This window comes from Microbacterium kunmingense, from assembly GCF_023155745.1.
Classification (GTDB): Bacteria; Actinomycetota; Actinomycetes; order Actinomycetales; family Microbacteriaceae; genus Microbacterium; species Microbacterium kunmingense.
Map to the genome: position 1 here is coordinate 1 of NZ_JAKNUS010000013.1, position 15,422 is coordinate 15,422.

Here is a 15,422-nt window from a genome sequence, read left to right on the forward strand (position 1 = left end):
CGTCCAGAAGAATCGTGGGCGAGCCCGCGAAACCAGAGCTCACCGCCTCAGCCTCGGTGCGGATCAACACGAACTCCACCGGAACATCGCCCCGTCCGATCGAGTCGAGCACCAGCCGTACTCGATCCCCCGCCTCCTGCCAATTCGGGCAATCCTCGATATGCAGCACCTGGATCTTCACACGCCCATTCTCCCGCGCAACTCGCGGCGGCTGGCCACCCCGCACCTTCTTGATCAACACGCCCTAGCGGCGCGTGCGCGCCTTCACCCACAGGCCGATGTCGTGGACGGCGCGGGCGGCGCTGTCGGGGCTCTCCGCGGCATCCAACTCGTCGAACGAGTCGCGGAAGCCTCGGGGAAGCGCCCGCTGCGGTGTGGCGACCGGGCGGAACTCCATCGTCCAGTCGCCGAACTGGCGCTCGTCGATCGGTTCGTCGAGCACGATGCGGATGTCGTCATGACGAGGGTCGGCGGTGATCGTGGCGACCAGGCTCTGCACCGAGTCACGCGGACCCTCGAGCACCTGCACGAACTGGCCGTCCCGATAGAGCAGCACGCCCGTCACGCCCGACTCAGCGTTGTTCGCGCGGCTTTCGGTGAGGATGTCGCGGAGCGCGTCGTCACCGACATCCGCCCTGGCCCTGCTGACGTAGACGACCGACACGAGCTCGTCGCCGCTGGTGATGCTCATTCCGTCGCCTCCTCGTCGTGGTGCGCGAGGAGGGCGGCCATCGCCTGTCGGCGGTCGGGCGCTTCACCGACCTGGCGGGAGCGGCCGTTGAAGACGCGGTACGTGCCGTCGGCCTCGCGGTCGAGGTAGCCGAGGAAGACGCCGTCGCGGTTCGCGACGTAGAAGCCGTCTTCGACGCGCGACCAGAGGACGCCGTAGGAGAAGGGTGGTGCGGCGTCGGTGCCGCTGAGTGGATCGGGGGCCAGTGAGGAAGCCATTGCTTCATTCTGCGTGGCAGGTCGCGCCGGGGGCAGGCGGTTGCGGATGAGCGGGGAGTGTGTCAGGGGCGGGCTGCTTGTACTGGGGGGATAACTGTTGTTCCCCCTTGCGTTACATGTAACACTGGGTGGATGGCGGTGAGAGAGCGAGTGAGCGAGTACCGGCGCCGTATGCGCGAGCGCGGGTTCCGTCCTGTTCAGGTGTGGGTGCCCGATGTTCGTACGCCCGCCTTCGCGGCGGAGGCTGCACGGCAGGCGGCTCTCGTCGCTCAGGTCGACCGCTCCTCTGACGACCAGGCATTCGTGGAAGCGGTCGCGGCGCCTTGGGATGAGGAGTGATTCGTGGTGAGCTCTGGACGGTCGCCGGTGGTGTGTACGCGTCCAAGCCGCGACCCGCGCTGATCCTCCAGGACGACGCGTTCGCGGGGACGGATTCCGTCACCGTTCTCCCGCTGACGAGTCACCTGGTGGAGGCTCCCCTCTTACGGATTCGCATCTCTGCGGGCGGGTTGTCGGGTCTTGACCGGGACAGCGACGTGATGGTGGACAAGCCGACGACGGTCCGGCGCTCGAACGTCGCGACGCGCGTCGGGCGCCTGACGTCGGAGCAGCTCGGCGAGGTGGAGCGGAGCGCGATGGCCTTTCTTGGGCTCGCGCGCTAGAGGCCCGCTGATACGCGGAGGGGGTATGCTCGAACACAAGGGATACCCCCTAGACGTATCGAGGAGAACTTCATGAGCACCACCACCGAGTACGCCGTTACCGGAATGACCTGCGGACACTGCGAGATGTCGGTCCGCGAAGAGGTCAGCGAGATCGCCGGTCTCACCGTCGTCGACGTGTCGGCCCAGACCGGCAAGCTCGTCGTCTCGGCCGAGGACGCCATCGACGACGCCGCCGTCATCGCCGCGGTCGAAGAGGCCGGCTACCAGGCGTCCCGCGTCTGACGTGAACGCCCCGGTTCGGCTCGGTCTCTACGCGGGAGCGCTCGCGCTGGTGTTCGGCGTGGCGTCGCTCGTCGCGCCCGATGCGCCGTCGTCGGCGGCGTCGGGGCAGGTGGCCGAGTCGAACGCGGGACACGACGATTCCCACGGCGGCGCGGCGGAGGACGGCGGCGCGGCGGAGGGTGGCGCGGCGGCGCAGAGCGCCGGCGCCGTCACCGGCGTCACCGGCAGCGACCGGGGCTACACCCTGACCGACATCCAGGCGCCGACGGCCGCCCGCGACGCCGGCACCCTCTCGGCGCCGCCGGTGTAGCGGGGACCGTCGGAAGCATCGCCACCGACCTCCGGCCCGATGGTGAACTCGCCGCTGTGGCGGAGGGGCGGGGGTATACCGTGACACCTGCCGACATGGCGGGCCTCGACCCGTTCCTCGGCCGGGTGGGCTACTTCGCCGGGCTCGCGGCGATCATCGCCCTCCTGATCTTCGTCGCGTCCTGGCGGCGGCACATCGACGCGATGGTGCCGCGTTCCACCGGCGCGCGGCTGGTCAGCGGCGGACTCATCGCCGCAGCCGGTGCACTCACGCTCGGGTACGGGTGGCGCGGCGCGCTGGCGAACTACCTCGGGCCCGAGTCCGGCATGTATGGGGAGGATGGTCTCTTCGTCTACTACATGCTCACCGACTTCGGTGCCTACATCTCGTGGACCGCCGCCATCGCCGCGGCCCTCGGCGTCGCGTGGATGGCCTTCTTCGAGAGAAAAGTGTCGCGGGTGCTCGGCGGGTTCAGTGCGCTCTTCGGCGTCGGCACGCTGGGCGCGATCCTCGTCACCGGCGTTCCCGGTCTCCCGGGGGTGTGCATGCCGTTCTGGCTCACCGTCACCGGCGTGTGGCTCGCTGTGGGGCGCAGCCGCGCCGTTACTGCCTCGTCGCGATCCTCTGCCGCTGCGGCGATGGCTCAGTGAGGCGCAGCGCCTCTTGAGAACGGCCCGGATGGGGGGATCCGGGCAGCGAGCGCCGATCCGGATGATGACGTCTCCGGGTCGGCGCTCTCACCTCGCCGATGAGCGGCGAGGGAGGAGAGCAGGCGCCGGGACCGAGGGCGGGGGGCATCGCAGTCCCGGCGCCTGCGCTAAACGGCCGGCAGCGGGGGAAGGCTGCGACGACCGGGCCTGCCGGAGGGCATCGCGGCGCCATCGATCCACCTGACGGTGAGCGTGGCGATCGTCGACACGGATTCCTCTCGGATTCATCGGCGGGTTGCCCGACGGGGCGGACGGGCGGCGGCGACACATGTTCTGGGGGCGCGTCGCACGCGAGAGGCGGGAACCTCCTGGCATGACTGTAGAGCCGGCGACCGCGCAAGAGTCGGAACCTTCGGGTTTGGGCGCTCGACGTTTCGGGCATAGGGGTTCGGCCGGCCCGCGTCATCCGGGATTCTGATATACCGCCTCGCCCCGGCCCGCCCGCCGCAGCCGCAGCCACGGGCACATGGCGGAAGGGTTGACGGCCGGAGTACCGCCGTGCATAATCTGATAAATCGATTTATCACGCACGATGGAGTGACATGAGCCGGCCCCGCATCTCCGACGTCGCCGCCGCGGCGGGCGTGTCGGTGACGACGGTGTCGCTCGTACTGAACGACGTCGAGTCCCGCATCTCCGAGACGACCCGCCGCCGGGTGCGGGAGGCCGCGGATGCCGTCGGCTACGCGCCGAGCTCAGTGGCGCGGAGTCTCCGCACCCGCCAGACCCGCACGGTCGGCCTCATCTCCGACCAGATCGCCACCACGCCGTTCGCCGGCCGCATGCTTGCCGGCGCGCAGGACGCGGCACGCGAGAACGACCACCTCGTGATCTTCGTCGACACCGGCGGTGACCAGGACGTCGAGCGCGACGCGATCTCGGCGCTTCGCGCCCAGCAGGTCGACGCGATGATCTACGCGTGCATGTGGCACCGCGTCGTCGAGGTGCCCGAGTCGCTGCCGGCCGGCTCGGTCTTCCTCGACTGCCGCCCCGAGCACGGCGGGTTCCCGAGCGTCGTTCCCGCCGACCGGGAGGGCGGCTACGCCGCCGCCCGCGTGCTGATCGAGGCTGGGCACCGCCGCATCGCCTACCTCGACACTGTCGACCCGCCCATCGCCTCGGGCCTTCGCGAGGAGGGGTACGTCCAGGCCCTCACCGAGGCCGGCATCGCCATCGACCCCGCCCTGCATGTGCGCGGCGAGACCACCGCCTTCGGCGGCCGCGAAGCGGCCGACCGCCTCCTCGACCTGCCTGACGACCAGCGCCCCACGGGAATCTTCTGCTTCAACGACCGCATGGCGGTCGGGGTGTACCTGGCCGCTCACGCCCGAGGCCTCCGCATCCCCGACGACCTCTCGGTCGTGGGCTACGACGACCAGCTGCTGGTCGCCGCGGAACAAGACCCACCCCTCACCACCGTCGCTCTGCCCCACTACGAAATGGGTCGCTGGGCGATGGAGGTCGCGCTCGGCGTCCGCGCGGATGGGGACAGCGACGCCACGCACCGCATGGAATGTCCCGTCATAAGGCGAGACTCCGTGGGCCCGCCGCCGGCGCACGTCGCCAAACAGAGCCGACGGCGGACCACTTGAGATACCGAACGACCGCCGAAGCGGTCCCCGATCGGTGATCGACGTAGCGGTCGATCACCAGAACAGGAAATCACAGATGCGCAGAACAGTCCCGGTATTTGTTGCCGCCGGCGCCATCGGAGCCCTCGCCCTCACCGGCTGCGGGCAGGCCGGCCAGGGCAGCACCACCACCGAAGACGGTCGCACCCAGATCACGATGTGGACCCACTCCGCGGGAAACCCCGCGGAGCTCGAGGTCTACGAACGGATCATCTCCGACTTCAACGCCTCGCAGGACCAGTACGAGGTCGTGGAAGAGTCCTTCCCGCAGGGCGCCTACAACGACGCGATCGTCGCCGCCGCGGCATCCGGAGATCTTCCCTGCCTGCTCGATCTCGACGGCCCGATCATGCCCAACTGGGCGTGGGCGGAGTACATCCAGCCGCTCGGGATCTCCACCGAGATCACCGACTCGCTCCTGCCGACCGCGGTGGGTGTCTGGAACGACGAGATCTACTCCGCGGGCTACTGGGATGCTGCGCTGTCGATCTTCGCGCGGGAGTCGGTGCTCACCGAGAACGGCATCCGCATCCCCACGATCGAGGAGCCCTGGACGGCGGAGGAGTTCACCAGCGCCCTCCAGACCCTGAAGGATGCCGGCTACGAGACGCCCATCGACATCGGCGCCGAGGACACCGGCGAGTGGTGGCCCTACGCCTACTCGCCGTTCCTGCAGAGCTTCGGCGGCGACCTCATCGACCGCGACACGATGCTGAGCGCCGACGGCGCCCTCAACGGACCCGAGGCGATCGCTTGGGGCGAGTGGTTCCAGGGACTCTTCGCCGACGGCCTCGCCAGCAACAGCGGCACGGTCGGCAACCAGGAGTTCGTCGACGACGAGGTCGCCCTCAGCTACACCGGCGTCTGGAACGCCCTCGCCTCGGTCGAGGCCATCGGCGACGACCTCGTGATCCTGCCCCCGCCCGACCTCGGCAACGGCCCGAAGATCGGCGGCGGTTCGTGGCAGTGGGCCATCTCGTCCACCTGCGAGGAGGTCGAGGGTGCCCGCGAGTACCTGGAGTTCAGCTTCCAGGACGAGTACATCACCGAGTTCGCCGACAAGCAGATCGTGATCCCCGCCACCGAGAGCGCGGCCGAGGCGTCGGAGTACTTCGGCACCGACGGGATGCTCCGCCCCTTCGTCGAGCTCTCGCAGGAGTACGCGGTGCTCCGACCCGAGACCCCGGCGTACGCGGTGATCTCCACCACGTTCGAGACCGCGGCGAAGGACATCATGAACGGCGCGCCCGTTCAGGAGACCCTCGACCGGGCCGTGCAGGAGATCGACGCCAACATCGAATCCAACGACGGCTACGGCTTCTGATCACTCGTTGACCGTGCGGGCGGGGAGCCGCCGCTTCCCGCCCGCACGCCTCGGGAAAGACTTCTCATGACTGTCACGCCTCCGACGGTCGCGGCCGAGACACCTCAGCGCGCGACCCGCCGCTTCCGCACCACGAAGGGTCGAGAGACCTGGGCGGGCCTGGCGATGATGGCACCCGCCGGCATCCTGCTGGTGCTGTTCCTCATCATCCCGGTGATCCTCGCCTTCACCCTGTCGTTCACCAACGCCCGCCTCATCTCACCCAACCCGCCGCGCTTCGTCGGGCTCGACAACTTCGTCCGCGCGTTCACCGCCGACGGCGTGTTCGTGCAGTCGGTGTGGAACACGTTCCTCTTCGCCCTCGTCGTGGTTCCCGTGCAGGCGGGCCTCGGCCTGCTGCTCGCGATCCTCGTCAACAGACGGATGCGAGGGGTCACCGCCTTCCGGGTGATCTTCTTCATCCCGGTCGTCACCTCGATCGTCGTGGTGTCGATCCTGTGGCGCTTCCTCTACCAGCCCAATGGCCTCATCAACTCCATGATCGACACGATCACCTTCGGGGCGTGGTCGGGCATGGACTGGCTCAACAACCCGCAGACCGCGCTCGGCGCGATCATCGTGCTGTCGATCTGGCAGGCCGTCGGGTTCCACATGATCATCTGGCTCGCGGGGCTGCAGACCATCCCCGAAGAGCTCTACGAGGCGGCGAAGATGGACGGCGCCGGGCCCTGGCGCCAGTTCGTCAGCGTCACCTGGCCGGGCCTTCGCCCCACCATGGTGTTCGTCCTCGTCACCATCACCATCGCGGCGCTCGGCCTGTTCGTGCAGATCGACGTCATGACCCAGGGCGGGCCGGTGAACAGCACGTCCACGATCGTCTACTACGCCGTGCGCAAGGGCTACGAGCAGCAGGAGATCGGCTACGCCGCCGCCATCTCGCTGATCTTCTTCGTCGCGGTGCTCATCATCGCCCTCATCCAGCGGCGCCTGACGAGGGAGAAGGACTGACATGACCGACACCCGTAGCCGCCCCGACACCGGGGTGCAGGGCCGCGCCGCGGCATCCGCTCGGTATCGAACCGACGCCAGCGAGAAGCGGCGCCGGCGCACCGGGAAGATCTTCCTCTACGCCGCCATGTCGGTGTTCGCGGTGATCTTCCTCTTCCCGCTCGTGTTCATGTTCGTCTCGAGCCTGAAGCCCGACGCGCAGATCCTGCAGGACATCGATTCGCCGATGGCGTTCCTCCCCGTCGGCGACATCAGCCTCGACAACTACTTCGGGGTGTTCGACCGGGTGCCGGTCGCGCAGTTCCTGTTCAACTCGGTGCTCGTCACCGTGCTGACGGTGGGGCTCGGGCTGATCGTCAACTCCATGGCGGGCTTCGCGCTGTCGCGCCTGGCGTGGCGGGGCCGGTTCGTCGTGCTCGCGATCATCATCGCGACCCTGATCGTGCCCTTCGAGACGATCGCGGTGCCGATGGTCTACTGGGTCGCCCAGCTGCCGACGCTGGTGATCGAGGGCGGGGTGCTGAAGTACGACTTCGGATGGCTCAACACCTACGAAGTGCAGATCGTGCCGTTCATCGCCAACGCCTTCTCGATCTTCCTCTTCACGCAGTACTTCTCCACCATCCCGAAGTCGCTCGATGAGGCGGCCCGCATCGACGGGGCGGGCTGGTTCACCATCTACCGGCGGATCATCGTGCCCCTCTCGGGCCCGGCGTTCGCGACGGTGGCGATCCTGACGTTCCTGCCGGCGTGGAACCAGTACCTCTGGCCCCTCATGGTGGTGCAGAAGGAGGAGTTGCGACCGGTGATGGTCGGCATGCAGTACTTCTTCCAGCTCAACACCGCCTGGGGCGAGGTCATGGCGTACACCTCCCTCATCACCCTGCCGGTACTCATCGTGTTCCTGGTGTTCCAGCGCGCGTTCGTGTCGTCGATCGCCGCGAGCGGGGTGAAGGGATGACGCGCGCCGCCGTCTCGGGTCTGCTCGACGTTTCTCCCGATGCTTCTGAAAGGTCTGCTGTGTTCGATCTGCCCGGTTCATGGGTGTGGGATTTCTGGTTCGCCGACGACGGGGAGCAGTACCACCTGTTCTTCCTCTACGCGTCGCGGGCGCTCGGCGACCCCGACGCGCGGCACTACCGGGCGGCGATCGGGCACGCGGTCTCGACCGACCTGCAGTCCTGGACGCAGGTGGCCGACGCGCTCGTGCACTCCGACCCGCCGGCGTTCGATGACCTGGCGACGTGGACCGGCTCGGTGGTGCGTCACCCGGACGGCACCTGGTACCTCTTCTACACGGGGTCGTCGCTGGATGCCGGGGGGAAGAACGTCCAGCGGATCGGGTACGCGACCTCGCGCGATCTGTTGACGTGGACCAAGGCGGCCGGCCCGGTGGCCTCGGCCGCGGCGCCCTGGTACGAGACGCTCGAGACGGGCGATTGGCACGACGAGGCGTTCCGCGACCCGTGGGTGTTCCCCGACCCGGAGGGGAACGGGTGGCACATGTATGTCACGGCGCGGGCGACCGAGGGCCCGGCGTTCGGGCGCGGGGTGATCGGGCACGCCTGGTCGCCGGACCTCCGCTCGTGGGAGCTGCGGCCTCCGCTCAGCGCGCCGAGCGAGCACGGGTTCGGACAGCTCGAGGTGACGCAGGTCGAGGTCATCGACGGGCGGCCGGTGCTCATCTTCTCGTGCGGCCGCGAGCACGCGATGCCGTCACGGGCGGGGGAGCCGGGCGGCGGAGGCACGTGGGCGATCAACGCCGACAGCGTGCTCGGACCGTTCGACGTGGATGCGGCCTACCCGGTGACCGACGAGCGGCTGTATGTCGGGAGGTTGCTGCGTCGGCGCTCGGACGGGCAGTGGCTGCTCTTCGCGTTCCGCAACGCCGACGACGAGGGGCGCTTCGTCGGGGGAGTGATCGACGGGTTGCCGGTGGCGTGGGTCGGCGACCGGCTGGTGGCCGGCGCGCCTCGCGCGTAGCGCGCACCCCCGCGGCCCGCTTCCTGGGCCCGTCGGCGCGCGGAGATTCGGCCGAGACGCGTACGTTTCGCGTCGAATCGTCCTCGTCTGGGCCGATCGTACGCGCGCCCCGGCGCCGCGCTGCCGCGGGGTGTGCACCCCCCGCCGCCTGGCGCTGCCGCGTCGCGCGCCACCTTCTCCGTCCGCCGGGGCGCGGAGATTCGGTCGAGACGCGTACGTTTCGCGTCGGATCGTCCTCGTCTGGGCCGATCGTACGCGGGCCAGGCCGCCGCGCTGCCGCTGGGAGTGCACCCCGCGGGTGGGGAGTGCACCCTCGCGGGTGGGGTGTGCACCCTCGCGGGCGGACGGGGCGACCGGGCCGGGCACCGATTGTCGGGCGTGACGCCACCCGCCCTTCCTACGCTCGACACGTCGGCCACCCGGTCGGCAGGATGACACGGGAAGGGCGGGCGGCAATGCTCGAGCGCTGGAACACCGCGATCGACCTCATCGAGAAGAACCTCGACGGCGAGATCGACGTCGCCGCGCTCGCACGCGCCGCCCTCACATCGGAGTACCACTTCCGTCGGATGTTCTCGTCGCTCGCGGGGATGCCGCTGTCGGAATACGTCCGGCGGCGCCGGATGAGCGTCGCCGCCGCGGCCGTCGTCGCGGGTGAGCCGCTCATCGACGTCGCCGTACGCTACGGCTACGGCTCGACGGATGCCTTCCGTCGCGCGTTCGTTTCGGTGCACGGCATGACCCCTGACGAGGCACGCCGACCCGGTGCCATCCTTTCCTCCAGGCGCGCCTGCGGCTGCGCCTCACGATCGAAGGGAGCGCCCCCATGCGCCACCGCATCATCGACCTCGACCCGTTCCGCATCGTCGGCCCGGGCGCCCGCATTCCACTGGTCTACCGGGGACCGAACCCCGACATGATCGCCTTCCACCGGTCGTTGCCGGCCTCCACCGCCGACGAGCTGGCCGCGCTTCGCGACGGGACCAAGCCGGCGGGGCCCTTCTCGGCGTCGACCGACTTCGCCCCCGATCGCGCCGACGGCAGCGAGTTCCACTACGTCTACGGCGTCGCGACCCGGCGGCCGGCAGGCGGCATCCCGGATTCCTTCGACGTCGTCGAGGTGCCCGCCCACACCTGGGTGGTCTTCGAGGTCGTCGCCGAGACCGGGTTCTTCGACGCGCTGCAGCAGGTGTGGGCAGACGCGTACGGCGAGTGGTTCCCCTCGCACCCGTATCGCACGGTCGCGGCGCCCGAGATCCTCGCAGTGCACGAGCGTTCGGACGATGGCGAGTCGGGTCGTGCCGAGCTCTGGCTCGCGGTCGAGCGCGAGTCGTAGGCCTCCCTCCGGCGCGCCCTTTCTCCCGGCCCAGCCCCGCCCCGAGCCCACCTCCCCGCCGAGCCCACCCTTTCCTACCGAGCCCACCCTTTAGCGGCGGGCGGAAGGGGTGGGCTCGCGCGGAAGGGGTGGGCTCGCGGCTCGAGGTCGGGGCGCGCGGAGGACGCCTGAAGTGGGGGGCCCTCGCCGGAGTACCCGCACGGGCGCGGCCGGGCCACGCTTGAACTGGGCGCGAGTCTTGCGCACCCCCCCGGGGGAGCCCACCTCTCACCCGGACCGCCCCCGCCCCGAGCCCACCTCCCCGCCGAGCCCGCCCTTTCCTCCCGAGCCCACCCTTTAACGGCGGGCGGAAGGGGTGGGCTCGCGTGGAAGGGGTGGGCGCGCGGGCGCGAGCGCGAGGTCGGGGCGAGGGCCGCGCCCGAGGAGGGGGGCGGGGCGTGGGGGGAGAATACCCGTCCCCGGGGAATCGGGCAGGCCGTTGAGCGAGCCCTCGCGCTCACCTACAGTCGCGAGCAGCACGGCCCCACCGTCCCGGCCCCGGAGGGAGACACCCATGGCTGAGCGCGTCACCCAGGTCTCGGCCCGATGGTGGAGCGAGATGACCTCGTCCGCGCGGCTTCTCATGGCCGCAAAGACGGCCGTCGCGTGCGCTCTGGCCTGGGTGCTCGCGCCGCTGCTGCCGACCCAGGATCAGTATTCGTACTACGCGCCGCTCGGCGTGCTGGTGAGCATGTACCCGACCGTGGCCGCGTCGGCGCGGTCGGGTGCACAGGCGATGCTCGGCCTCGCCGTCGGTGTCGGTCTCGGCCTGCTCGGGATCGCCGCCCTGTTCGCGGGGCTCCCCGCCGTGCTGACACTCGCGCTCATCATCGCGATCGGGGTGATCATCGGCGGCATCCGCGCACTGGGGGTCGGCCGCGAGTGGGTGGCGATCGCCGCGCTGTTCGTGCTGCTTCTCAGCGGCTCGCAGGCCGACGACTTCTCGGTGTCGTACCTCGTCACGGTGGCGTTCGGCGTGCTGATCGGCGTGGTCGTCAACTACGCGATCCTGCCGCCGGTCTACCTCGACACTGCGGGGGCGAGACTGTCGGAGCTGCGTGACGATATCGCCGACCTGCTGCGGGTGCTTGCCGACCGGGCGGCGGAGGGGAACATCGACGCCGCGGAGGTGTCTCAGCCAGACGCGGGCCTCGACGCCGTGATCGCCGACGTCCACGACGAGGTGCACGAGGCCGACGAGAGCCTGCGCGGCAATCCGCGGGGGCGACGCCGCCGCGCCGAGAAAGTGGAGAACCTCCAGCGGCTGCGCGCGCTCGAGCGCACCGCGTTCTACAGCCGCGACCTCGCCGACGTCCTCTACGCCCTCGACCGGGAGGGCGACGCGGCGGTCGGGCTCGAGGCGCGCGGCGCGCTCGCCGAAGCGATCCGCCGGTGCGCCGATCTGGTCGCAACCCCCGTCGGCGACACGGCGTCCTCAAACCGGGTCGCCGACGCCGACCGAGCGGTCGAGGCCTACGCCGACGACCTCACCGCGGTTGTGGGGAACGAGGGCGTCGCGCGCCGGTCGACCCCGGTCGCGCTGCTGCAGCGCATCATCGACGCGTCCCTGCCGTTCGTGCCGGACGGGCGTCACCCCGCCCCCTGATGTCGGGATTTCGCAGGTCGCGCGCCTGTCCAGCCTGCACGACCCCAACGCGGGGACACCGCGTATAAAACGCAATTACGTAAGAACGTACAATAGTCGCCATGGACAGTCCCCTCGACAGCCTCCGCCAGGAGGTCGCCGCGCTCGCCGGCCGGCTCGCCGCCCTCGAATCGCGCGGTGCGGAGACCCCGACCACCCCACACGGTCGCACCCCCGTCGACGCGCTCGACCCCGAGACCTTCTGGGCGCTCCACGGACTGCAGTCGCGCCTCGCCGCCCACCCCGAGACGGCCGAGGGCGCGGTGATGCTCGTCGGCGCGGTCCGCCTCCCCGGCGGAGGCGACGTCGTCTGGCAGCAGGCGGTCGGCACCGACGGGCTCATCGATACGGAGTGGACCGCTCAGGCTGCCACCCTCGCCGCCCTGGGGCATCCGGTTCGCATCGAGCTGCTGAGGCACATCCTCGCCGGCACCCACACGACCGCCGAACTCGCCGCGCTCGACGACCTCGGCACCACCGGTCAACTGCATCATCATCTCCGCCAACTCGTCGCGGCGGGCTGGGTGCGCCAGAGCGGTCGGGGCAGCTACGAGGTTCCAGCCGCCCGTGTGGTCCCGCTCCTCGTCGTCATCGCGGGGGCGGAGCGGTGACCCGCGTCATCCTCGCCCTGTACCGCGTGCGGGGCGTGCTGTACTACCCGGCCGCGGCGGTGCTCATCCTGCTCGGGATCTCCTCCCTCCTGCTCCGGGACGTCGACGCCCCCATCGTGCGCGGCGCCCTCTCGGTGCTCGCCGCCCTCGCGCTCCCGGCCGTGGTCGTCGCGGTGCTGTGCATCCTGCTCTCGGTGCTCGCGCCGCGGCTGCTGCCCGAGAGAGAGCGGATGACGGTGAGCCCGCCGGTGCGCGGACGATGGCTGGCGGTCAACAGCCCCGCCACCAAGGTGCCGAGCCACGGCGTCCGCGCGTGGGGGCAGGCCTACGCGATCGACCTCGTGAGCGAACCCGCCGACGGCGCCCGCCCCGCCTTCGGTGAGGGTCCGGCCATGCGGCCGCCCGCCGACTACCCCGCCTTCGGCGCGCCGGTCTTCGCGATGATCGACGGCACCGTGGTGCGCCGCGTCGACGGACAGCGCGATCACCGATCCCGTTCGAGCATGCCCGCCTTCGTCTACATGATGATCGAGGGGATGCTGCGAGAGCTCGGCGGTGCGCGCTTCATCCTCGGCAATCACGTGGTCATCCGCGGCGACGACGGTGTGTGCGCGGTGGTCGCCCATCTGCAGCGCGGGTCGGTCGCGGTCGGCGTGGGCGATCGGGTGCGCGCGGGCGACGTCATCGCGCGGTGCGGGAACTCGGGCAACACGAGCGAGCCGCACGTGCATGCTCAGCTGATGGACCGCCCGTCGGTCTGGACGGGGCAGGGTGTGCCGATGGCGTTCGCCGTCGCCGGGTCGCCGACGCTGCCCGCCGACGGCGAGCACCTGGTCGTCGCCGGGTGAGGGCTGGGGAGTCGCAGTCGTCCTCCCGCACACGGATGCCGCATGACCCCACCCCCCGCGATTCGCGACCCCTGCGCCGGCCTCGTTAGCCTGGACGGATGGCTGACACCCGAAAGGCCATGACGGCCGACCCCGCCCGGCACTCGACCATCAAGCGATGGGTCTTCTGGCCCGCCGCGACGATCGCCCTGGCGTTCAGCGCCTTCGCGCTGCTCGCTCCCGACCTCGCGGAGGCGTCGTTCGGCACCATCCAGACGACCATCGTCAACGCCTTCAACTGGTACTACGTGCTCATCGCGGCGTTCTTCGTCGCGTTCGCGCTGTTCCTCGGCTTCAGCCGGTTCGGCGACATCCGGCTCGGCCGCGACGACGACAAGCCCGAGTTCTCGCTCGGCGCGTGGTTCTCGCTGCTCTTCGCCGCGGGCATGGGCATCGGGCTGGTGTTCTACGGCGTGAGCGAGCCGCTCAGCCACTTCGTCTCGCCCCGCCCCGGCGTCGCGGGCACCCCCGAGCAGCTCGCGCAGGCGGCCCTCAGCCAGACCTACCTGCACTGGGGCGTGCAGGCGTGGTCGATCTACGTCATCGTCGGATTGAGCCTCGCGTACGCGATCCACCGCCGGAAGCGCCCGATCTCGATCCGCTGGGCCCTCGAGCCGCTCCTCGGCGATCGCGTCCGCGGTGGGTGGGGCAACGCGATCGACGCCATCGCCCTCGTCGGCACCCTCTTCGGGGTCGCCACCTCGCTCGGACTCGGCGTGCTGCAGATCTCCGCCGGCCTCGACTTCGCCGGCCTGATCGAGCCGAGCGAACCGATCCAGCTCGCCATCATCGGCGTCATCTCGGTGCTCGTGCTCATCTCCGTGCTCTCGGGCGTCACCCGCGGAATGAAGTGGCTGTCATCGTTCAACCTCATCCTCGCCGGCATCCTCGTCCTCTATCTGCTCGTCTTCGGGCAGACCGAGTTCCTGCTGCGCGAATGGGTGCAGTCGATCGGCAACTACATCCAGAACTTCGTCGGGCTCTCCTTCAACGTGACCGCCTTCCAGGGCGAGGCGGGGGAGTCGTGGCAGGCCAGCTGGACCTCCTTCTACTGGGGGTGGTGGATCGCCTGGGCACCCTTCGTCGGCATCTTCATCGCCCGCATCTCGCGGGGCCGCACCGTGCGTCAGTTCGTGATGGGCGTCATCATCGTGCCGACGCTCGTGACGCTGCTGTGGTTCGCGGTGCTGGGCGGGTCGGCGATCTACCTCGAGCTGACGCAGCCCGGCGCCCTGACCGGACCCGACGGCTCGGTCAACGTCGACACCGCGCTGTTCCAGCTGCTGCAGTTCCTCCCCGGCACCCCGGTGCTCACCGCCGGCGTGCTGCTGCTCATCACGATCTTCTTCGTGACCTCGGCCGACTCGGGGGCCCTCGTCATGGGCATGATCGCCACGGGCGGTGACATCACGCCGCGCCGCTGGGTGCGCGTCTTCTTCACCCTCACCACCGCGGTGCTCGCCGGCGCGCTCCTCCTGACTGGGGGACTCCAGGCCCTCCAGACCGCCGCGATCATCATCGCGCTGCCCTTCAGCGTCGTCATGCTCCTGATGTGCTGGTCGACCGTCGTCGCTTTCACCCGCGAGCGGCGGGCGTACGAGCGGGCGGCGCGCGCGCAGTTCGTCGACCAGATCGGCGAGTACCACGGGCTCGAGGTGGAAGAACCTTCCGCGGGTGTCGTCCACGAGCCGTCGTGGCTCCGGCGCGTCTCGTCGCGTCTCACCGGCCGTCCCGTCGCGGCCGGCGAGGTCTCTGAGAACGGGGTACAGAAATCGGATGCCGCGGAGCCGGCCGACGACGACGAGGTCCACCTCGCGCGCAGCGAGAACTAGGAGTGCCCTCGCGGGTGGGGAGTGCACCCTCGCGGGTGGGGCGGGCGGTTTGGCCGTGGCATCCGGATGACGTAAGCTGTCTCTTTGGTGCGTCGTCTGCTGGCAGCGCACCGCGAACGTGAGCCCTCCACCGGCCTGTTCCCCGGCATCCTTCCGGGTGAACGACCACCGGAGCGGGATTCACGAACCACTCCGTTCGATCAAGAAAGCA

Annotated in this window: 18 protein-coding genes and 1 pseudogene; 16 read left to right on the plus strand and 3 right to left on the minus strand. The window is 70.0% G+C overall.

Annotation, left to right across the window (positions count from 1 at the left end; all coding sequences use genetic code 11):
• The 3 genes and pseudogenes from MA875_RS15565 to MA875_RS15575 form a co-directional block, all read right to left on the minus strand.
• A pseudogene (locus tag MA875_RS15565) lies at positions 1–181 on the minus strand (hypothetical protein); the annotation flags it as partial.
• Positions 182–244: 63 nt separating this feature from the next.
• Positions 245–691, minus strand: coding sequence for a BLUF domain-containing protein (locus tag MA875_RS15570; RefSeq protein WP_248243169.1), 447 nt, complete (start codon positions 689–691; stop codon positions 245–247).
• Complete coding sequence (locus MA875_RS15575; RefSeq protein WP_248243170.1) at positions 688–948, minus strand: hypothetical protein; 261 nt, start codon at positions 946–948, stop codon at positions 688–690. The genes MA875_RS15570 and MA875_RS15575 overlap by 4 nt, the downstream gene beginning before the upstream one ends.
• 132 nt (positions 949–1,080) lie before the next feature.
• Here MA875_RS15575 and MA875_RS15580 point away from each other — a divergent pair, with 132 nt between their 5' ends.
• The 16 genes from MA875_RS15580 to MA875_RS15650 all read left to right on the plus strand — a co-directional run bounded on the left by MA875_RS15580 (position 1,081) and on the right by MA875_RS15650 (position 15,211).
• On the plus strand, positions 1,081–1,287 hold the full coding sequence (locus MA875_RS15580) for an antitoxin MazE-like protein (RefSeq protein ID WP_248243171.1): 207 nt from the start codon (positions 1,081–1,083) through the stop codon (positions 1,285–1,287).
• Positions 1,284–1,610 carry a type II toxin-antitoxin system PemK/MazF family toxin gene (locus MA875_RS15585; protein WP_248243172.1) on the plus strand — a complete coding sequence of 109 codons (327 nt, stop codon included), beginning with the start codon at positions 1,284–1,286 and terminating at the stop codon, positions 1,608–1,610. Before MA875_RS15580 ends, MA875_RS15585 begins: the two co-directional genes overlap by 4 nt.
• A gap of 72 nt (positions 1,611–1,682) precedes the next feature.
• A complete protein-coding gene (locus MA875_RS15590) occupies positions 1,683–1,895 on the plus strand; it encodes a heavy-metal-associated domain-containing protein (RefSeq protein ID WP_248243173.1) in 213 nt (70 codons plus the stop codon).
• 1 nt (position 1,896) lies between these two features.
• Positions 1,897–2,205 (plus strand): hypothetical protein, encoded by a 309-nt coding sequence (locus tag MA875_RS15595; protein WP_248243174.1) that lies wholly within the window; start codon positions 1,897–1,899, stop codon positions 2,203–2,205.
• 80 nt (positions 2,206–2,285) lie between these two features.
• Positions 2,286–2,855, plus strand: a complete 570-nt coding sequence (locus MA875_RS15600; protein ID WP_248243175.1) for a hypothetical protein — start codon at positions 2,286–2,288, stop codon at positions 2,853–2,855.
• 602 nt (positions 2,856–3,457) lie between these two features.
• Entirely contained in the window at positions 3,458–4,507 is a 1,050-nt protein-coding gene (locus tag MA875_RS15605; RefSeq protein WP_248243176.1) for a LacI family DNA-binding transcriptional regulator, read from the plus strand.
• Positions 4,508–4,583: 76 nt separating this feature from the next.
• Positions 4,584–5,870, plus strand: coding sequence for a sugar ABC transporter substrate-binding protein (locus tag MA875_RS15610; RefSeq protein WP_248243177.1), 1,287 nt, complete (start codon positions 4,584–4,586; stop codon positions 5,868–5,870).
• Positions 5,871–5,936: 66 nt separating this feature from the next.
• Positions 5,937–6,878, plus strand: coding sequence for a carbohydrate ABC transporter permease (locus tag MA875_RS15615; protein ID WP_248243178.1), 942 nt, complete (start codon positions 5,937–5,939; stop codon positions 6,876–6,878).
• Position 6,879: 1 nt separating this feature from the next.
• Positions 6,880–7,839 (plus strand): carbohydrate ABC transporter permease, encoded by a 960-nt coding sequence (locus MA875_RS15620; protein WP_372492597.1) that lies wholly within the window; start codon positions 6,880–6,882, stop codon positions 7,837–7,839.
• Positions 7,840–7,898: 59 nt separating this feature from the next.
• Positions 7,899–8,861 (plus strand): glycoside hydrolase family protein, encoded by a 963-nt coding sequence (locus MA875_RS15625; protein ID WP_248243237.1) that lies wholly within the window; start codon positions 7,899–7,901, stop codon positions 8,859–8,861.
• 455 nt (positions 8,862–9,316) lie between these two features.
• Positions 9,317–9,781, plus strand: a complete 465-nt coding sequence (locus MA875_RS17865) for a helix-turn-helix transcriptional regulator (RefSeq protein ID WP_308221543.1) — start codon at positions 9,317–9,319, stop codon at positions 9,779–9,781.
• Positions 9,688–10,197 (plus strand): GyrI-like domain-containing protein, encoded by a 510-nt coding sequence (locus MA875_RS17870; RefSeq protein ID WP_308221544.1) that lies wholly within the window; start codon positions 9,688–9,690, stop codon positions 10,195–10,197. Before MA875_RS17865 ends, MA875_RS17870 begins: the two co-directional genes overlap by 94 nt.
• Before the next feature lie 553 nt (positions 10,198–10,750).
• Positions 10,751–11,842, plus strand: a complete 1,092-nt coding sequence (locus MA875_RS15635) for an FUSC family protein (RefSeq protein WP_248243179.1) — start codon at positions 10,751–10,753, stop codon at positions 11,840–11,842.
• 101 nt (positions 11,843–11,943) lie between these two features.
• Positions 11,944–12,492 carry a winged helix-turn-helix domain-containing protein gene (locus MA875_RS15640; protein WP_248243180.1) on the plus strand — a complete coding sequence of 183 codons (549 nt, stop codon included), beginning with the start codon at positions 11,944–11,946 and terminating at the stop codon, positions 12,490–12,492.
• Positions 12,489–13,340 carry a M23 family metallopeptidase gene (locus MA875_RS15645; RefSeq protein ID WP_248243181.1) on the plus strand — a complete coding sequence of 284 codons (852 nt, stop codon included), beginning with the start codon at positions 12,489–12,491 and terminating at the stop codon, positions 13,338–13,340. Before MA875_RS15640 ends, MA875_RS15645 begins: the two co-directional genes overlap by 4 nt.
• 98 nt (positions 13,341–13,438) lie before the next feature.
• The gene (locus MA875_RS15650) at positions 13,439–15,211 is read left to right on the plus strand and encodes a BCCT family transporter (RefSeq protein WP_248243182.1); all 1,773 of its coding nucleotides are present in this window, start codon (positions 13,439–13,441) and stop codon (positions 15,209–15,211) included.
• The last annotated feature ends 211 nt before the right edge of the window (positions 15,212–15,422 follow it).

What these genes read in the sequence shown, in the direction of transcription:
- MA875_RS15580 (WP_248243171.1), top strand. Translation starts at nt 1,081, where the DNA reads ATGGCGGTGAGAGAGCGAGTGAGCGAGTACCGGCGCCGTATGCGCGAG.
- MA875_RS15575 (WP_248243170.1), bottom strand. Translation starts at nt 948, where the DNA reads ATGGCTTCCTCACTGGCCCCCGATCCACTCAGCGGCACCGACGCCGCA.
- MA875_RS15620 (WP_372492597.1), top strand. Translation starts at nt 6,880, where the DNA reads ATGACCGACACCCGTAGCCGCCCCGACACCGGGGTGCAGGGCCGCGCC.
- MA875_RS15615 (WP_248243178.1), top strand. Translation starts at nt 5,937, where the DNA reads ATGACTGTCACGCCTCCGACGGTCGCGGCCGAGACACCTCAGCGCGCG.
- MA875_RS15610 (WP_248243177.1), top strand. Translation starts at nt 4,584, where the DNA reads ATGCGCAGAACAGTCCCGGTATTTGTTGCCGCCGGCGCCATCGGAGCC.
- MA875_RS15635 (WP_248243179.1), top strand. Translation starts at nt 10,751, where the DNA reads ATGGCTGAGCGCGTCACCCAGGTCTCGGCCCGATGGTGGAGCGAGATG.
- MA875_RS15650 (WP_248243182.1), top strand. Translation starts at nt 13,439, where the DNA reads ATGGCTGACACCCGAAAGGCCATGACGGCCGACCCCGCCCGGCACTCG.
- MA875_RS15590 (WP_248243173.1), top strand. Translation starts at nt 1,683, where the DNA reads ATGAGCACCACCACCGAGTACGCCGTTACCGGAATGACCTGCGGACAC.
- MA875_RS15605 (WP_248243176.1), top strand. Translation starts at nt 3,458, where the DNA reads ATGAGCCGGCCCCGCATCTCCGACGTCGCCGCCGCGGCGGGCGTGTCG.
- MA875_RS17870 (WP_308221544.1), top strand. Translation starts at nt 9,688, where the DNA reads ATGCGCCACCGCATCATCGACCTCGACCCGTTCCGCATCGTCGGCCCG.
- MA875_RS17865 (WP_308221543.1), top strand. Translation starts at nt 9,317, where the DNA reads ATGCTCGAGCGCTGGAACACCGCGATCGACCTCATCGAGAAGAACCTC.
- MA875_RS15570 (WP_248243169.1), bottom strand. Translation starts at nt 691, where the DNA reads ATGAGCATCACCAGCGGCGACGAGCTCGTGTCGGTCGTCTACGTCAGC.
- MA875_RS15640 (WP_248243180.1), top strand. Translation starts at nt 11,944, where the DNA reads ATGGACAGTCCCCTCGACAGCCTCCGCCAGGAGGTCGCCGCGCTCGCC.